Source organism: Mycobacterium sp. (assembly GCF_052145595.1).
Lineage (GTDB): Bacteria > Actinomycetota > Actinomycetes > Mycobacteriales > Mycobacteriaceae > Mycobacterium.
Map to the genome: position 1 here is coordinate 13,540 of NZ_JBKQOI010000142.1, position 16,907 is coordinate 30,446.

Sequence of the window (16,907 nt, forward strand, 5' to 3'; positions counted from 1 at the left end):
AGCGGCTATCCGGCCCAAATCGTTGCGATAGGGGCAGCGTTCACCGCGTTCCCCGTCTTGGGTAACCCGTACATCTGCTCACACGTGGAAAGCACGTTGTAGTGGCTGATCGGCTCGCTGTAGCTGCCCGGTTGCACATGCGCGCCGTAGATCACCGTCGGGATCTGGTTGCGGGGGCCGCCGTCGTCCTCGTCCCAGGTCACGATGAGCAGGCTGTTGTTGGTGACCGCCCAGTTGGCGTATCCCGACAGCTCGCGGCTGAGCCAGGCGTCGCCCTGCGCGATCGACCCGTCGTGCATGTTGTCGTCGTTGTTGGGAATGACGAACGACACGGTCGGCAGGTCGGCAAAGCTGCCCCCGTTGACTGACGGGAATGCGGAGAACGGAACCGAGCTCGTCGGCGGCACATTGCTGAAGTTGGCCCAGGGCACGTGCTTGCGTGCGTACTTGCCCGCACTGCAAACCGTTGAGCCGACCGCGGGCAGGCCTTCGGCGTAACCGACGAACGTGTAACCGGCGGCCAGCAATTCGGAAGCCAGGTTGGGCGTGGCGCCGCCGTTGACCGGGCACAAGTCCTTGGTTACTCCCAGTGTGCTGCCGGAAAACAGCGCCAAATAGTTGGGCTCGCTGGGATGTGTTTCGGCGAACGACTGGACCATGTTTGCGCCGTGGGTGGCCAACGCCGTGATGAAGGGAGCCGACTTGTTGCCGATGATGTTGCCCTCAGAACGGTTCTCTTCCACCACGATTACGACGTGCGCGGGCTGCGGAATCGCGGCCGCCGCAAGGCTCACCCGAGGGACCAACGGGGTGGCCAGCAGTCCCGTCAACGCCGCCGCGCCCGCCAGCCGGAGGGTTCGACAGGCCATGCGTATCAGCGTTGTTCGACCGTTGGTTCGGCTCAGCACTCGAGGAGTGTATGGGCGGATTCGGCACGCCGACGGCGCCGACGCGGGCGTGTCAACAGGGCTTTAGGTAAACGGAGCCGAATTGTTATATAGGGTCAAACCCCGTGGAGGTGCACGTCGTTGATCACCCGCTTGCGGTCGCCCGGCTGACTACGCTGCGCGACGAGCGCACCGACAAGGCCGCCTTCCGTGCCGCGTTGTGCGACCTGACCCTGATGCTGGTTTACGAGGCCACCCGCGACGCCGCCCGCGAGACTTTTCCGATTCACACGCCGCTGGCGAAGACGCTCGGAGTGCGACTGGCCAACCCACCACTTTTGGTGCCGGTGCTGCGCGCCGGACTGGGCATGGTCGACCAGGCGCTCACGCTGTTGCCGGAGGCCAGAGTCGGATTCGTCGGCGTCGCGCGCGACGAGGAAACCCACCAGGCGAGCGGGTATCTCGAGTCGCTGCCCGACGACTTGGCTGACCTGCCGGTGGTGGTCCTCGATCCCATGCTGGCCACCGGTGGGTCGATGAAGCACACGATCGGTCTACTGCACCGCCGGGGCGCGGTGGACATCACAGTGTTGTGTGCGGTGGCTGCGCCGGAAGGCATTGCGGCGCTTGAGAAGGCGGCGCCAAACGCGCGGCTGTTCACCGTGGCCGTCGACGACGGGCTCAACGAGATCGCCTATATCGTGCCGGGTCTCGGCGACGCGGGCGACCGCCAGTTCGGGCCCCGCTAGCCGGCTTACCAGCTTCGCACCGCCGAGATCAGCTCGTCGCGCAGCGCGCCGGCCCGCCGCCGGGCGGACCGCAGGTTCTCGGTCGTCGCGCAGCGAACTTCCAAGTAGCACTTCAATTTCGGCTCGGTTCCCGAGGGCCGAACGACCACCCTGACCGACGTTTCATCGTCACCGCCGGTGAAGATCAGTGCGTCAGTGATATCGGTGGTGGCCGCGGCGAACCCGGCCAGCCGACTCGGCGGGGCCGCCCGTAGCCGCCGCATCAGCTCGGCAGCCTCGTGGGCGCCGGCGACCCGACGCGACACCGCGGCGACGTCGTGCACGCCATATCGCCGGGCCAGGTCGTCGAGCGCGTCAGGCACCGAACGACCCTGCTTCTTCAGCGTGGCCACCAGATCGCACACCAGTACCGCGGCGCTGATGCCGTCCTTGTCGCGCACGGCGTCCGGGTCGACGCAGTGCCCGATCGCTTCCTCGTAGGCGTACGCCAGGGTGCCGCCGGGCACGCTCGAATCGGCGCGCGCCAGCCACTTGAAGCCGGTGCGGGTCTCGACGTGGGTTGCGCCGTGGTGCGCGGCGATTGCCGCCAGCATCCGCGACGACACCACGGTGCTCGCCACCACTTCGGTCGCGCCGTGTTGCCCGTGAGACAAAATATAATCGCCTAGCAGCCAACCGGTTTCGTCACCGGACAGCATCCGCCACCCCGCTCCGGTGGGTATCCCGACCGCGCACCGGTCGGCGTCGGGATCCAGCGCGATCGCCACGTCCGCCCCGACATCTTCGGCCAGGGCGAGCAGCGCGTCGGTGGCGCCGGGCTCCTCGGGGTTTGGGAAGGCGACGGTGGGGAAGTCGGGGTCCGGCGCGAACTGGGCCCCGACCGTGTGGCAGACGAAACCGGCGCGGCGCAGCGTCTCGACGGCCACCGCGCCGCCCACCCCGTGCAGCGGCGTCACGGCCACCCGCACCGAACCGGCGGAGCGGCGTACCCCGGCCGCACGCTCGATGTAGCGCTCGACCAGGCCGGCGTCGGTGGGTTCGACGGGTTTCCTGGTGATCTGGTCGGCGAAGGGAGCGCCGGCCATCGCGGTTTCGATCTCGCGGTCGGTGGGTGAAACGATCTGGATGCCGCCGTCGAGGTAGACCTTGTAGCCGTTGTCGCCAGGCGGGTTGTGTGACGCCGTGATCTGGATCCCGGCGGCGGCACCGGTGTGGCGTACCGCAAATGCGACCACCGGCGTGGGCACCGGGCCCGGCAGCAACAGCACCGAAAAGCCTTCGGCGGCAAGAACTTCAGCCGTCACAGTCGCGAAGACCGCCGAGCCGTGCCGCGCATCGCGCCCGACGATCACCCACGAGCCGGCCAGTCCGCGATCGGTCAACACGCGTGCCACCGCCCACGTCGCGCGCGACACCACGGCGACGTTCATCGCGTCCGGGCCGCCGCGCACCGGACCGCGCAAGCCCGCGGTGCCGAAGGTGAGCGGGCGAGAGAACCGCGCCGCAAGCTCGTCGGGACCACAAGCGGCGAGTTCGGCGGCCGTCTTCGGGTCGGGATCGTGGGCGATCCACTGCTCGGGCGTCACGTCGTTCAGAGCCGGGCTACGACGTCGGCCAGCAGGGCGCCCATCCGGTTTGCCGAGGCGGCCCCGGTGGCAAGCACCTCGGCGTGGCTGAGCGGCTGGCCGGTGATCCCGGCGGCCAGGTTCGTTACCAGCGACACACCCAGCACCTCGGCGCCGGCCGCCCGGGCCGCGATGGTCTCGTGCACCGTCGACATGCCCACCATGTCGGCGCCCAACATCCGCAGCATCCGGATCTCCGCGGGCGTCTCGTAGTGCGGTCCCGGCAGGCCGGCGTAGACGCCTTCGGTCAGCTCGGGGTCGGCCCGGCGGGCGAGTTCGCGCAACCGCGGTGCGTAGGCGTCGGTAAGGTCCACGAACCGCGCGCCGACCAAGGGCGAGCGCGCGGTCAGGTTCAGGTGGTCGCTGATCAGCACCGGCTGGCCGACCGCCATGTCCGGGCGCAGTCCGCCCGCCGCATTGGTGAGCACGACGATGCGCGCCCCCGCCGCGCACGCCGCCCGTACCGGGTGCACGACGTGGGCCAGGTCATGCCCCTCGTAGGCATGCACGCGCCCGACCAGCACCAGCACCCGATGCTGCCCGATGCGCACCGACAGCAGCTCACCGGCATGACCCGCGGCGCTTGGCGGCCGAAACCCTGGCAGTTCGGCCTGGGGCAGCACGACGGTGGGGGGGCCGAACGCTTCGACCGCCGGCGACCATCCCGAGCCGAGAACGAGGGCGACGTCGTGCTCGCCGATCCCGGTGAGCTCGGCGATGGCCCGCGCGGCGCGGCGCGCGAGTCCGTCGGCGGGGTCGGGCGCCGGGTCGCTCACAGTCGGCGAGCTTAGCCGGGACGGCTTAGCGCCGCGGAGGTGAGCGCAGGGATATGTGAGGATCTGCCGTATGAGTCTTCGTTGGTGGCCGGCTGTTGGCGTGGCCGTAGCTGTCGTGGTGTCTGCGGTCACGATCACGAGCGGGCGGGCAGCGACGGCGCGAGCCGATGGGTGTCCCGATGTCCAACTCGTCTTCGCCCGCGGTACCGCCGAGCCGCCCGGCCTGGGCGCCGTGGGCAATGCGCTGTTCGCCGCGCTGCAGCCCGCCCTCGGCTCGCGCACCATCGAGGCTTATCCGGTGAACTATCCGGCCAGCTATAACTTCCTGACCACCGGCGACGGAGCCAACGACGCGCGCGATCACATCGCGCAGATGGCCGACCAGTGCCCGGCGACGCGGCTGGTGCTCGGTGGCTTCTCGCAGGGCGCCGCCGCGGTCTCGATGCTCGCGGGGGTGCCGCCCCTCGGCAACACCATCGGCAACTTCGGATCGGCTCCCGCGCTGGATCCCGGTCTGGCCGGCAAGGTTGCCGCGGTTGCGGTGTTCGGCAATCCCGGGAACCGCTTCAACACGCCCCTGTCGTCGACAGGTCTGTTCGCCGGCCGAGCCATCGACCTGTGCAGCCCCGGTGATCCGATCTGCGTCGTCGGCGGTCGCGATCGGGATGCGCACCACGACTACGAGGCACCGCCCTACCCCGGCCAGGCGGCCGGATTCGTCGCCGGACTGGTGTAGCCATCGCCGCCGCGCTTCGGTGACATACTGCGAGAGTGCCCACAGCCCTGTTAGACAGCGTCGAGGACGTTGTGCGGCGACGCGGCGCCGACCTTGTCGGGTTGTCCCACGCCATCCACGCCGAGCCCGAACTGGCGTTCGCGGAGCATCTCAGCTGCGCCAAGACTCAGGCGTTGCTCGCCGAACGCGGATTTGAGATCACTGCGCGGGCCGGGGGTTTGGACACCGCCTTCCGCGGCGACTTCGGCAGCGGACCGCTGGTCGTCGGGGTATGCGCCGAATACGACGCGCTGCCCGAGATCGGGCACGCGTGCGGACACAACATCATTGCGGCGTCGGCGGTGGGCGCCGCGCTGGCGCTGGCCGAGGTCGCCGACGACTTGGGGCTAACGGTGGCGCTGCTGGGAACTCCCGCCGAGGAGGCCGGCGGTGGCAAAGCGCTGCTGCTGCAGGCCGGGACGTTCGACGACGTCGCCGTTGCGGTGATGGTCCATCCTGGGCCGACCGACATCGCCGCGGCCCGCTCGCTGGCATTGTCCGAAGTGACCGTGGACTACCGCGGCAAGGAATCGCACGCCGCCGTCGCGCCGCATCTGGGGATCAACGCCGCCGACGCGGTGACCGTCGCGCAGGTGGCCATCGGGGTGCTGCGGCAGCAGCTGGCGCCGGGTCAATTGGTCCACGGGATCGTCACCAACGGGGGACAGGCGGTCAACGTCATCCCCGGCCACGCGACGCTGCAGTACGCGATGAGGGCGGTCGAGTCGGATTCGCTGCGAGAGCTGGAGGGCAGGATGTTTGCCTGCTTTGCCGCAGGCGCACTGGCCGCCGGCTGCGAATACGAAATCAACACCCCCGCGCCGGCATACGCGGAACTCAAACCCGACCAGTGGCTGGCCGACGTTTTTCGGGAGGAGATGCGCCGACTCGGACGCGAGCCGGTGGCGCCCGAGGTTGAGGCGAGGCATCCCATGGGTAGCACCGATATGGGCAACGTGACGCAAGTGCTGCCGGGGATCCATCCGGTGATCGCGGTCGACGCTGGCGGCGCCACCGTGCACCAGCGCGCCTTCGCCGCTGCCGCCGCCGGCCCCAGCGCCGACCGCGCGGTCGTCGACGGCGCGATCATGCTGGCGCGCACGGTTGTTCAGCTGGCCCAGACCCCCGACCAACGCGACCGAGTCGTTGCTGCGCAGCAGCGCAGGCACAGCGGAGCACAAGCATGAGCCTCGTCGACACCGCCGAATCATGGTTGGCCACACACCACGAGGACCTGGTCGAATGGCGGCGCCACATCCACCGCTATCCGGAGTTGGGCCGGCAGGAGTACGCCACCACCCAGTTCGTCGCCGAGCGGTTGGCCGACGCGGGGCTGAACCCAAAGGTGTTACCCGGCGGAACCGGGCTGATCTGCGATATGGGCCCCGACCACGAGCCGAGGATCGCGCTGCGGGCCGACATGGACGCGCTGCCCATGGCCGAGCGAACCGGCGCCCCCTATGCCTCCACCATGCCGAACGTCGCGCACGCCTGCGGGCACGACGCGCACACCGCAATCCTGCTGGGCACGGCGCTGGCGCTGGCGTCGGTGCCGGAGCTGCCCGTCGGGGTGCGGCTGATCTTCCAGGCCGCCGAGGAGCTGATGCCGGGCGGCGCGATCGACGCCGTCGCCGCCGGCGCGATAACCGGGGTGTCGCGGATCTTCGCCCTGCACTGCGATCCTCACCTTGCGGTCGGCAGGGTCGCGGTGAGGCAGGGCCCCATCACCTCGGCGGCCGACTCGATAGAGATCACGCTCTATTCGCCGGGTGGGCATACGTCGCGGCCGCACCTGACCGCCGACCTGGTCTACGGGCTCGGCACGCTGATCACCGGGGTGCCGGGGGTGCTGTCGCGCCGCATCGACCCGCGCAACAGCACCGTGTTGGTGTGGGGCGCGGTCAATGCGGGCGTGGCCGCCAACGCCATTCCGCAGACCGGCGTGCTGTCCGGCACCGTGCGCACCGCCAGCCGGCAGACCTGGGTCTCCCTCGAGGAGATCATCCGGGAGGCCGTGACCGCGCTGCTGTCGCCGTTGGCGATCGAGCACACGCTGCGCTACCACCGCGGCGTGCCACCGGTGGTCAACGAGGAGGTCTCGACCCACATCCTCACCCACGCGATCGACGCCCTCGGTCCGGATGTGCTGGCCGATACCCGACAGTCCGGCGGCGGTGAGGACTTCTCCTGGTATTTGGAGGAGATCCCCGGCGCAATGGGGCGATTGGGCGTCTGGTCGGGCGAGGGACCGCAGTTGGACCTGCACCAGCCGACGTTCGACCTCGACGAACGGGCCCTGGCGATCGGACTGCGCGTGATGGTCAACATCGTCGGGCAGTCGGCCCTGTTCTAGTTGCCTTTGGCGCGAGCGTGCGTGTTTGTACGACGACGCGCCGGGTTGCGCGGCATTCTGCGCACGCTCGGCAAGGTGAATTGTCGCCAATCCGCGGCGCCCCGACGATAGCCGGCATGGATTCGCAGCTCAGCCGGTTGCTCGACGCTCAAGGCGGAGTGGTCACGTCCGCGCAGGCCCTGACATTCCTGACCCGTCGCGGGCTGGAGGCACACGTGAATAACGGTGCGCTGCAGCGAATCTGGTACGGCGTATACGGCCGCGGTGAGGTGACCGCCGCATTGCAACTGCGTGGGTTGGACTTGGCCGCCGGCACGACGGTCGCGGCATGCATGGGCACCGCCGCGGCTGCGTACGGCTTCGGCACCGAACGCACCACCGATGTGCACGTGCTGAATCCCAGCGGCCGACAATTGCGATCGACCGAAGGCCTTGTCGTGCACCGACGCGAGGGAGCGCCATTGAGCGTGGTCGGCGGGCGGCCTGCCACCGCGCCCGCATGGACGGCGATCGAGGTGGCCCGCGGCGTGCGTCGGCCCAGAGCGCTCGCGACGCTGGACGCCGCCCTGCGCAGCGGCGTCTGCAGCCGCGACGACTTGGACGGAGCCGTCGCCCTTCAGTCCGGGCGTCGCGGCATCGTAACCGTGCGCGGATTGATCGGTTTGGCTTCGCCTCTGGCGGAGTCCCCGATGGAGAGCGAGGCGCGCCTGGTCATGATCGACGCAGGGTTGCGGCCGCCGGTTTTGCAACACGAGGTCGTGGACCTGCAGGGGCACATCTGGCGGCTGGACTTTGCCTGGCCCGATCTTCGGGTGGCGGCCGAGTACGACGGCGTCGACTGGCACAGCGGGCCGGACGCATTTCTCCGGGACCGCCGGCGCTCGTCTGCACTCCAAGAGCTGGGGTGGTTGATAGTGCCCATCGTCGCCGAGGATGTCAGGTATCGGCCCGTCGAACTTGTCCGCCGGCTCGAGTCGCAGCTACGACCGGCCGCTTGAGCGTGTCGCGAAGGTGCGCAAAATGCCAGCCGCAACGGCGTGTCGGTGTACAGACACGCACGCTCGCGGAGAAACTAGGCTGTCCCGGGGCCGATGTTGTCCGCCGGGCGAGTCCGCAGGTTGTGCACGTAATCCTCTGGGGCGCCGGCGATTTCGGCGGCGTCAGCCATCACGCCCAGGTATCGCGCCGACGGTAGGCCGCCCTCCCAGGCGTCCAGCACATACAGCCATGCCAGCACGGGATCGGTGGTGGTGTCCGACGACAGGCGCTCGACCCGGCATCGGATCTTCTTGTGCACACCGAACTCGGAGCCCTCCCACCGATCGAGGTTCGTCTCGTCCGCCGGCGTCATGTCGTAAAGGACGACGAACACCTTCGAATCCGGATCCTCGACGACTGTGGCCAGTGCCCCTTCCCAGCTGATGTCCTCGCCGCCGAACGTCAACCGCCATCCGTGTAGCCAGCCGGTTCCGGCCATCGGCGAGTGGGGTGCGCGCTTCAGCATCTGCTCGGGATGCATGTTCGACCCGTACGCGGCGTAAAGCGGCACGGGGAAAGCTTAAACGGCACACGCTCGCGCTATTCACCCGATCGTTTCGCAAGGTTTCCCGTGCCGCGGTGTTGCATCGTCGCCGGGTGCGGGTGCCTGGCCGTCCGGATAGGTTAGGGCTGTGGTGACCCGCATCGTGATCCTCGGTGGTGGCCCCGCCGGTTACGAAGCCGCACTGGTGGCCGCCACCTCCCACCCCGAGACAACCCACGTCACGGTGATCGACTCCGATGGGATCGGCGGGGCGGCCGTCCTGGATGACTGCGTGCCGTCAAAGACGTTCATCGCCTCGACGTGGTTGCGCACCGAACTGCGCCGGGCGCCGCGGCTGGGCTTCGACATCGACATCGAGGACGCCAAGATCTCGCTGCCGCAAATTCATGAACGGGTCAAGAGGCTCGCTTCGGAGCAGTCGGCCGACATCACCGCCCAGCTGCTCAGCACGGGCGTGCACCTGGTCGCCGGGCGCGGCGAGCTGATCGACCCCACGCCGGGGCTGGCCCGCCACCGCATCAAGGCCACCGCCGCCGACGGCTCCACCAGCGAGCACGACGCGGACGTGGTGCTGATCGCCACCGGCGCCAGCCCGCGGATCCTGCCGTCGGCCCAGCCGGACGGCGAGCGCATCCTGACCTGGCGGCAGCTCTACGACCTGCAGGCGTTGCCCGACCACCTCATCGTGGTGGGCTCGGGGGTGACCGGCGCCGAGTTCGTCAACGCCTACACCGAATTGGGCGTGCAGGTGACGGTCGTCGCCAGCCAGGACCGGGTGTTGCCCTATGAGGACGCCGACGCAGCGCTGGTTTTGGAAGAGTCGTTGGCCGAACGGGGCGTCCGGCTGGTCAAGAACGCCCGCGCAGCGTCGGTCACCCGCACCGACTCCGGGGTCCTGGTCACGATGACGGACGGCCGCACGGTCGAGGGCAGCCACGCCCTGATGACCATTGGGTCGGTGCCCAACACGGGCGGTCTCGGCTTGGAACGGGTCGGCATCGAGCTCGGGCGGGGCAACTACATCACCGTGGACCGCGTGTCGCGGACCTCGGTGATCGGTATTTATGCCGCGGGCGACTGCACCGGTCTGCTCCCGCTGGCGTCGGTCGCCGCCATGCAGGGCCGGATCGCGATGTATCACGCGCTGGGTGAGGGGGTGAGCCCGATCCGGCTGCGCACGGTCGCGGCGACGGTGTTCACCAGGCCCGAGATCGCCGTTGTCGGTGTGCCGCAATCGGTGATCGACGACGGTTCGGTGACGGCGCGGACCATCATGCTGCCGCTGCGCACCAACGCGCGGGCAAAGATGTCGGGGCTGCGACAGGGCTTCGTCAAGATCTTCTGCCGGCGATCCACCGGCGTGGTGATCGGCGGCGTGGTGGTGGCGCCGATCGCCTCCGAACTGATCCTGCCGATCGCCGTGGCCGTGCAGAACCGCATCACCGTCAACGAGCTGGCGCAAACGCTGGCCGTTTACCCGTCGTTGTCCGGTTCGATCACCGAGGCTGCCAGGCGGCTGATGGCCCACGACGATCTGGACTGAGCCGACTCTCGGGGGCCGGACGAACTAGCCTGGGTGAAGCAGCTACCGACGAGTAACCGGACAGGAGCCTCCGCAGTGAGCAACCCGATTCAGGCACCGCAGAGCGCACAGACCTGGGCGGCGTCCTCGCTGGGACCTCGGCAACGTGCGTTGGCCTGGGAACGACTCGGTGCCGAGCAGTTCGACGTGGTGGTCATCGGCGGTGGCGTGGTGGGCACCGGGTGCGCGCTGGATGCGGCCACCCGCGGGCTCAAGGTGGCGCTGGTCGAGGCTCGCGACTTCGCCTCCGGCACGTCGAGCCGCTCGTCGAAGATGTTCCACGGCGGGTTGCGATACCTCGAGCAACTGGAATTCGGGCTGGTGCGTGAGGCGCTCTACGAGCGTGAGCTGTCGCTGACCACGCTGGCGCCACATCTGGTCAAGCCGATGCCGTTCTTGTTTCCGCTGACCAAGCGCGGGTGGGAACGTCCTTACATCGCCGCGGGCATCTTCCTTTACGACCGCCTCGGCGGCGCGAAATCGGTTCCGCCGCAAAAGCATTTGACCCGCGCCGGTGCTTTGCGATTGAGCCCCGGCCTGAAGCGCACCTCGTTGATCGGCGGGATTCGCTACTACGACACCGTCGTCGACGACGCCCGGCACACTATGACCGTGGCGCGCACCGCCGCGCATTACGGCGCGGTGGTGCGTTCCTCCACCCAGGTGGTCGCGTTGCTGCGCGAGGGCGATCGGGTGACTGGCGTGCGGGTCCGCGACTCAGAGGACGGCGCCATCACCGAGGTCCGCGGCCACGTCGTGGTCAACGCGACCGGGGTTTGGACCGACGAGATTCAGGCGCTGTCCAAGCAGCGCGGGCGGTTCCAGGTGCGCGCATCCAAGGGCGTGCACGTCGTGGTGCCGCGGGACCGAATCGTCAGCGACGTCGCGATCATCCTGCGCACCGAAAAGTCGGTGATGTTCGTCATACCGTGGGGGAGCCACTGGATCATCGGAACCACCGATACCGACTGGGATCTCGACCTTGCGCACCCCGCAGCCACCAAGGCCGACATCGACTACATCCTCGGGACCGTCAACACCGTGCTGGCCACCCCGCTGACGCACGCCGACATCGACGGGGTGTATGCCGGACTGCGGCCGCTGCTGGCCGGGGAAAGCGAGGAAACCTCCAAGCTGTCCCGGGAACACGCCGTGGCGGTGCCGGCGGCCGGGCTGGTCGCCATCGCCGGGGGCAAGTACACCACCTACCGGGTGATGGCGGCCGACGCCGTCGATGCCGCGGCCGAGTTCATACCGGCCCGGGTCGCGCCGTCGATTACCGAGAAGGTGCCGCTGATGGGCGCTGAGGGCTACTTCGCCCTGGTCAACCAAACCGAAAACGTCGGCGCGCTGCAAGGTCTGCACCCATACCGGGTGCGCCATCTGCTGGACCGCTACGGTTCGCTGATCGGCGAGGTCCTGGCGTTGGCGTCCGGAGCTCCCGAGCTGTTGAGCCCGATCAAAGAGGCGCCGGGCTATTTGAAGGTGGAGGCCGTCTACGCCGCCGTCGCCGAGGGGGCGCTGCATCTGGAGGACATCCTGGCCCGTCGGATGCGGATCTCCATCGAATATGCGCACCGCGGCGTCGACTGCGCGCGCGAGGTGGCCGATGTGGTCGCGCCGGTGCTGGGGTGGACCGCCGAGGACATCGACCGCGAGGTCGCGAACTACACCGCGCGCGTGGAGGCGGAGATACTGTCGCAGGCCCAACCCGACGACGTGTCGGCGGACGAGTTGCGCGCCAGCGCCCCGGAGGCGCGCGCCGAAATCCTCGAGCCGGTGCCCCTCAATTGAGCCTACGGTGAAGCCCGCGCCGCTTCCGGTTCGCGACGGATTGGGACCCGCCCGGGTGCGCCTGCACGGCGGGGCGGTACTGGCCGAGCTGACCGCCCGGTTCGGGCCGCCGGCCCGCGCCAAGGTGCTGGCCGGGGAGGTCGTCGACGCCGACGGCGCGGTTGTCGATGAGACCACGGTGCTGCCCAACGGGTCCTGCGTCTACCTCTATCGCGAGCTCCCCGACGAAGTACCGGTGCCCTTCGACATCCCGGTGCTGCATCGAGACGCGGACATCGTGGTCGTCGACAAGCCGCACTTCTTGGCCACCATGCCCAGGGGGCGACACGTCGCGCAGACCGCGCTGGTGCGGCTGCGCCGGGAACTGGGATTACCCGAGCTGAGCCCGGCGCATCGGCTCGACCGGCTCACCGCCGGGGTGCTGCTGTTCACCACCCGGCGGGAGGTGCGCGGCGCGTACCAGACGCTGTTCGCCCGCGGTTTGGTGGCCAAGACATATCTGGCGCGGGCGGCTCACGATCCGGACCTGGTGTTCCCGCGCGTTGTCCGTAGCCGCATCGTCAAACGCCGAGGCCACCTGCAGGCGGTCTGCGAGCCCGGTGTGCCTAACGCGGAGACGCTGATCGAAAGGATTTCGGACGGCTCCTACCGGCTGACGCCACGCACCGGACGCACCCACCAGCTGCGGGTGCAGATGGCCTCGCTGGGGCTGCCGATCGAGGGCGATCCGTTGTATCCCGACGTTGTTGACGTTGCGGCCGACGACTTCAGTACGCCGCTGCGGTTGCTCGCGCGGCGCATCGAGTTCACCGATCCGGTAACCGGGGTGCGCCGCGAGTTCGTCAGCCGCCGGCGGGGCCCGTGAACGAATCGGCCACTGCGGCGGCGCCTCAGTAACCGTGTGAATCCTGACCCGCGTCAGCCGGCTGCTGGAAATGCCCTATGGCTAGCCCGTCGGGATGCCCCCTTGACCGGCTAACCGCTGGTTGGCTAGCAATCACAGGTATATCGTTCGTCACATCCGGTACCTTGACAGGGAAGGATACGCGCCGCACGGGAGGCGTCGATGCGCAGTGTTTCAGGGCTTGTCGCGGCTTAGTCGACGCAATTTTCCATTGGCGTTACCCGCGCAGGGAGGGTAAGAAATCATGGACTTGTCGGCGCCTCCCGAGATCGTTTCGGCGCTTATCCATACCGGGCCCGGCGCGGGCTCGATGATCGAGGCCTCCGGCGCGTGGCAGCAGCTGGGTGTCGAGTTGGAGAACTCCGTCGCCGTCTACGCGTCGACGTTGTCGGGACTGATCGAAACCTGGAACGGCCCGTCCGCGATGGCCATGGTCCAGGCGGTCCAGCCCTATCTCATCTGGTTGCGCACCACCGCGCAGCAGTCTCAGCAGCTGGCCGCCTCGGCAGAGGCCGCGGCGTCGGCATTCGCATCCGTCCGTGCGGCGGTGGTCACGCCCGCACAGGTCACCGCCAACCGGACGCGGCTGGCGCAGTTGCTGGCAACCAACCGGTTCGGGAGCAACACGGCGGCGATCGCCGAAACCGAGGCCGAGTATCAGACGATGTGGACGAACAACGCGGCGGCGATGACTCGCTATCAGGCGGCCTCGGCGCAAGCCACCGCGCTGCCGCAGTTCTCGTCGCCACTGACGATTGCCAATCCGGCCGGGGCGGCCGCTCAAGCCAGCGTGGTGCCCACGGCCACCTCTTCTAACTCCGCCTCCGTACTGTCCTCGATCACGTCGGCGATTACCTCCTTCGACCCCAACACCGGTTGGTTCGGATTTGCGAGCACCTGGGGCAACCAGTTCCTCTCGTCCGGGTTTCCTATCAACCTCCTCGGTGTGGAGGCGCAGGTGGCGACCGCCCAGGGGGTTCAGTCTGTGGGCTCCGATGTTGGCCTGGGTCTGTCGGAGGGGGAGGCGGCGCTGGGCGCATCGGAGGTGCAGTTCGCCAGTGCGCTCAAGGCCGTTGGACCTGCATCAGCAGCACCTACGGCGGCGCTGGGGGTGGGAGTCACGGTGGGCAAGCTGACCGCGCCGCCCGCTGTGGTGGGGCTGTTGCCGGCGTCGCAGTCGCCGGTCCAACTCGCATCTGCGGTGTCGCCGCTGGCTGCGGGGGATTCCGGGTTTTCCGGGATGCCGTTGATGCCGATGATGGTGCCGCCGCCGATCTCGGCGGGCAGTGGCTGGCGCAAGAGAAAGCAGCAGAAGTTCGAAGACCTCGAGTACGGCACGGAGCTCCCGAAAAGGGTGGTGCAAAGGCCCCCAAGCGGGGGATGAGAGCCGACGATGGTGCCCCACAACTGCGGACGCCACATGCCGCCGCCCGGTAGGTCAACAGCGACCGGCAGCAGGACACCGAGAACTCCCGAATGGTCCGACGCGCCGCGTTCATCCCAACTGGGCCGTTCTTCAGGGTAAGCCGTGATGGATTTTGGCATGCTGCCGCCCGAGATCACCTCGGCGCTGATTCACTCGGGGCCCGGTGCGGGGTCGCTGATCGAGGCTTCGGCTGTTTGGCAGCAACTGAGCGTCGAGCTTGAGGACTCCGTCGGCAGCTACGTCTCGGTGTTGTCGTCACTGGCCGCGTCCTGGCGCGGTCCGTCGTCGACGGCGATGGCCAAGGCTATCGAGCCCTACCTCGCCTGGTTGCGTACCACCGCGCAGCAGTGCGAGCAGGTCGGTTCGTCGGTGCGGGCGGTCATAGCGGCGTTCGAGCTGACTCATTTCACGGTCGTGCAACCGGCACTGGTCAGCGCCAACCGGACGCGGCTGGCATGGTTGCTGGCCACCAACTTCTTCGGGATCAACCTGCCGGCGATCGCCGAAACCGAGGCCGAGTACGTAGCCATGTGGGTGAACAACTCGGCGGCGATGTATCGCTACGCGGCGTCCTCGGCGAGCGCCGTCGTGCAGCAGCAATTTTCGCTGCCTCCTGTGATCGTCGATCCGACCGGGCTGGCACCCCAGGCCAATGCGGTGTCCGCCGCCGTCAACCTGCCCTCGGCGGCGACGATCCTGGATCAGCTCGCCGCGTTCAACCCCAATACAGGTTGGTTCGGATGGGCCGACACCTGGGCAAACCAGACAATCGCCGCCGGCGGATATCCGGTCAACATCCTCGGCGTCCTGGCGCAATTGGCGACCGCCAAGGGGTTTCAGTCTTTGGGCGGCGAAGTTGGCCAGGGCCTATCGGAGGGTGGGGCGGCTTTGAGTGCAGCGGAGGCGGAATTGGCCAGCGCCCTCAGTGCCGCTGGATCGGCACAGGCACCTACGGCGGCGGTGGGTGTTGGAGTCATGGTCGGCAAGCTGGCCGCGCCGCCTGCTGTGTTGGGGATGTTGCCGGCGCCGCAATCGCCGGTGCAACTCGCAGCGGCGGTGTCCCCGCTTTCTTCGGGAGTGCCCGGGGGGCCTTTGATCCCGATGACCCCGATTAGGGCGCCGTCGGCCGCGGCAGGCAATCGTCGGCGCGACGGGCGAGACTACGACGACCTTGAATACGGGTCGGAGCTTTTGGGGACGGTGATGCAAAGACCGCCATCAGGGGGATAGCGTTCATCGCAACGGCTTAACCATCGCCCCCCTGCGTCGGCGGGCCGGATTGCCGCGCAACGCGCGCTAGCCGACGCTGGTGTGGAAGAGCAAACCCAACAGGTAGGTGATGGTCGCCGCACCGTAACCAATGAGCAGCTGGCGCAGCGCCGGGCGCAGTGGGGATCCCCCGGAGATGAGCCCCACGATGGCTCCTGTAGCCAACAAAGCGGCCCCGACCAGTACGGCGGCCACCACTAGCGCGGTGACACCGCCAACTCCCAGTAGGTAGGGCAACACCGGTATGAACGCTCCGCAGCCGAAGCAAATGAAGCTCGAAACACCGGCGCGCAGACCCGTGCCCACGGTCTCGCGCCTGTCGGGGTCAGGTCTCGCCATGCCGCGATGTCTGTCACCTTCGGCACCCAGGTCGCGCAGAACCTCGGCGGCTCGGCGGTCAGCCTCATCGGCACCCATACCGCGCGCCCGGTAGACCAGCGCCAGCTCGTTGGCGTCCAGATCAAGCTGCGGCAGCGCAGTACCGGCCTCAGGGCTGGGCGTGGAGGCCTCGAGCAGTTCCAGCTGGGAGTTAACCGACACGTATTCGCCGGCTCCCATCGACAGTGCTCCGGCCAGCAGCCCGGCCAGACCGGTGGCCAGCACGGTGTGGCTGGACACACCGGTGGCGCTGATGCCCAGAACGAGGGCGAGGTTGGTGGTGAGTCCGTCGTTGGCGCCGAACACCGCGGCGCGGAAGCTACCTGACAACCGGTCGCGTCCCCTGGTCGCCAGCGCGCGGACAACCTCGGCGTGGATGTGTTCATCGGCGGCCATCGTGGGTGTGGCGTCGCGGTCCTCGTCATAGGATGACCGGGTTTCGGATCGCTGTATCAGCGCCAGCACGAACACAAATCCAAAGTGATGTGCCAGGAAGGCGAGCAGGCGCGTGCGCAGGGGGACGCGGCCCGCCGCCCCGAGCTGATCGCCGAGCAGCTTCAACCAATGTTGCTCGTGGCGAGCCTCGGCGTCAGCCAGCTCCAGCAGGATCGCGCGTTCCTCGCCGGTGCGGCGCTGGGCTAGCTGGCGATAAATGGCGGCTTCGGCGCGTTCGTTGGCCAAATGCTGGCGCCAGCGTCGCAACTCCGACGGGCGTGGCCGATGGGTTGCATCCGAAGAGGGACTAAGCCGACGACCACTTCGGCCGGGCATTCCCTCAGTTTCCACCTGAAATCACCGCCTGTGCATCGTGGTGTGCAGAGGAGTGGGGATTCCGACTGGCCGCCA

Annotated in this window: 15 protein-coding genes; 10 read left to right on the forward strand and 5 right to left on the reverse strand. The window is 68.4% G+C overall.

Annotated features, from left to right (window positions below; translation table 11 throughout):
* Positions 1 to 5: 5 nt before the first annotated feature.
* Positions 6 to 869 (reverse strand): alkaline phosphatase family protein, encoded by an 864-nt coding sequence (locus ACLP4W_RS12720; protein WP_442386479.1) that lies wholly within the window; start codon positions 867 to 869, stop codon positions 6 to 8.
* A gap of 143 nt (positions 870 to 1,012) precedes the next feature.
* Here ACLP4W_RS12720 and upp point away from each other — a divergent pair, with 143 nt between their 5' ends.
* A complete protein-coding gene (gene upp, locus ACLP4W_RS12725) occupies positions 1,013 to 1,636 on the forward strand; it encodes a uracil phosphoribosyltransferase (protein WP_442386480.1) in 624 nt (207 codons plus the stop codon).
* Between the two features lie 5 nt (positions 1,637 to 1,641).
* Here the strand turns inward: upp and ACLP4W_RS12730 are convergent, their stop codons facing one another.
* Positions 1,642 to 3,222: a phospho-sugar mutase gene (locus ACLP4W_RS12730; RefSeq protein WP_442386481.1), complete on the reverse strand. Its 1,581-nt coding sequence runs from the start codon at positions 3,220 to 3,222 to the stop codon at positions 1,642 to 1,644.
* A 5-nt stretch (positions 3,223 to 3,227) separates the two neighbouring features.
* A complete protein-coding gene (locus ACLP4W_RS12735) occupies positions 3,228 to 4,037 on the reverse strand; it encodes a purine-nucleoside phosphorylase (protein WP_442386482.1) in 810 nt (269 codons plus the stop codon).
* Positions 4,038 to 4,155: 118 nt separating this feature from the next.
* On the opposite strand from ACLP4W_RS12735, the gene ACLP4W_RS12740 reads away from it, so the two are divergent.
* The 4 genes from ACLP4W_RS12740 (at position 4,156) to ACLP4W_RS12755 (ending at position 8,163) form a co-directional block, all read left to right on the forward strand.
* Complete coding sequence (locus ACLP4W_RS12740; protein ID WP_442386530.1) at positions 4,156 to 4,773, forward strand: cutinase family protein; 618 nt, start codon at positions 4,156 to 4,158, stop codon at positions 4,771 to 4,773.
* Positions 4,774 to 4,808: 35 nt separating this feature from the next.
* Entirely contained in the window at positions 4,809 to 5,999 is a 1,191-nt protein-coding gene (locus ACLP4W_RS12745; RefSeq protein ID WP_442386483.1) for an amidohydrolase, read from the forward strand.
* Complete coding sequence (locus ACLP4W_RS12750) at positions 5,996 to 7,165, forward strand: M20 family metallopeptidase (RefSeq protein ID WP_442386484.1); 1,170 nt, start codon at positions 5,996 to 5,998, stop codon at positions 7,163 to 7,165. Before ACLP4W_RS12745 ends, ACLP4W_RS12750 begins: the two co-directional genes overlap by 4 nt.
* Positions 7,166 to 7,281: 116 nt before the next feature.
* A complete protein-coding gene (locus ACLP4W_RS12755) occupies positions 7,282 to 8,163 on the forward strand; it encodes an endonuclease domain-containing protein (protein ID WP_442386485.1) in 882 nt (293 codons plus the stop codon).
* Positions 8,164 to 8,237: 74 nt separating this feature from the next.
* Here ACLP4W_RS12755 and ACLP4W_RS12760 read toward each other — a convergent pair whose 3' ends face one another.
* The gene (locus ACLP4W_RS12760) at positions 8,238 to 8,714 is read right to left on the reverse strand and encodes a gamma-glutamylcyclotransferase (protein WP_442386486.1); all 477 of its coding nucleotides are present in this window, start codon (positions 8,712 to 8,714) and stop codon (positions 8,238 to 8,240) included.
* Positions 8,715 to 8,835: 121 nt separating this feature from the next.
* Between ACLP4W_RS12760 and ACLP4W_RS12765 the strand changes: the two genes are divergently transcribed.
* The 5 genes from ACLP4W_RS12765 (at position 8,836) to ACLP4W_RS12785 (ending at position 15,644) form a co-directional block, all read left to right on the forward strand.
* Entirely contained in the window at positions 8,836 to 10,251 is a 1,416-nt protein-coding gene (locus ACLP4W_RS12765) for an NAD(P)H-quinone dehydrogenase (RefSeq protein ID WP_442386487.1), read from the forward strand.
* A gap of 75 nt (positions 10,252 to 10,326) precedes the next feature.
* Positions 10,327 to 12,084, forward strand: a complete 1,758-nt coding sequence (locus ACLP4W_RS12770) for a glycerol-3-phosphate dehydrogenase/oxidase (RefSeq protein ID WP_442386488.1) — start codon at positions 10,327 to 10,329, stop codon at positions 12,082 to 12,084.
* Positions 12,085 to 12,091: 7 nt separating this feature from the next.
* Complete coding sequence (locus ACLP4W_RS12775) at positions 12,092 to 12,949, forward strand: pseudouridine synthase (protein ID WP_442386489.1); 858 nt, start codon at positions 12,092 to 12,094, stop codon at positions 12,947 to 12,949.
* A 283-nt stretch (positions 12,950 to 13,232) separates the two neighbouring features.
* Complete coding sequence (locus tag ACLP4W_RS12780) at positions 13,233 to 14,372, forward strand: PPE family protein (RefSeq protein WP_442386490.1); 1,140 nt, start codon at positions 13,233 to 13,235, stop codon at positions 14,370 to 14,372.
* A gap of 147 nt (positions 14,373 to 14,519) precedes the next feature.
* Complete coding sequence (locus ACLP4W_RS12785) at positions 14,520 to 15,644, forward strand: PPE family protein (RefSeq protein ID WP_442386491.1); 1,125 nt, start codon at positions 14,520 to 14,522, stop codon at positions 15,642 to 15,644.
* Positions 15,645 to 15,710: 66 nt separating this feature from the next.
* On the opposite strand, the gene ACLP4W_RS12790 is transcribed toward ACLP4W_RS12785, so the two are convergent.
* Complete coding sequence (locus ACLP4W_RS12790; protein WP_442386531.1) at positions 15,711 to 16,832, reverse strand: VIT1/CCC1 transporter family protein; 1,122 nt, start codon at positions 16,830 to 16,832, stop codon at positions 15,711 to 15,713.
* Positions 16,833 to 16,907 lie beyond the last annotated feature (75 nt).

Coding starts and splice junctions, on each gene's coding strand:
- ACLP4W_RS12785 (WP_442386491.1), top strand. CDS start 14,520: ATGGATTTTGGCATGCTGCCGCCCGAGATCACCTCGGCGCTGATTCAC.
- ACLP4W_RS12755 (WP_442386485.1), top strand. CDS start 7,282: ATGGATTCGCAGCTCAGCCGGTTGCTCGACGCTCAAGGCGGAGTGGTC.
- ACLP4W_RS12790 (WP_442386531.1), bottom strand. CDS start 16,832: ATGCCCGGCCGAAGTGGTCGTCGGCTTAGTCCCTCTTCGGATGCAACC.
- ACLP4W_RS12750 (WP_442386484.1), top strand. CDS start 5,996: ATGAGCCTCGTCGACACCGCCGAATCATGGTTGGCCACACACCACGAG.
- ACLP4W_RS12720 (WP_442386479.1), bottom strand. CDS start 869: ATGGCCTGTCGAACCCTCCGGCTGGCGGGCGCGGCGGCGTTGACGGGA.
- ACLP4W_RS12780 (WP_442386490.1), top strand. CDS start 13,233: ATGGACTTGTCGGCGCCTCCCGAGATCGTTTCGGCGCTTATCCATACC.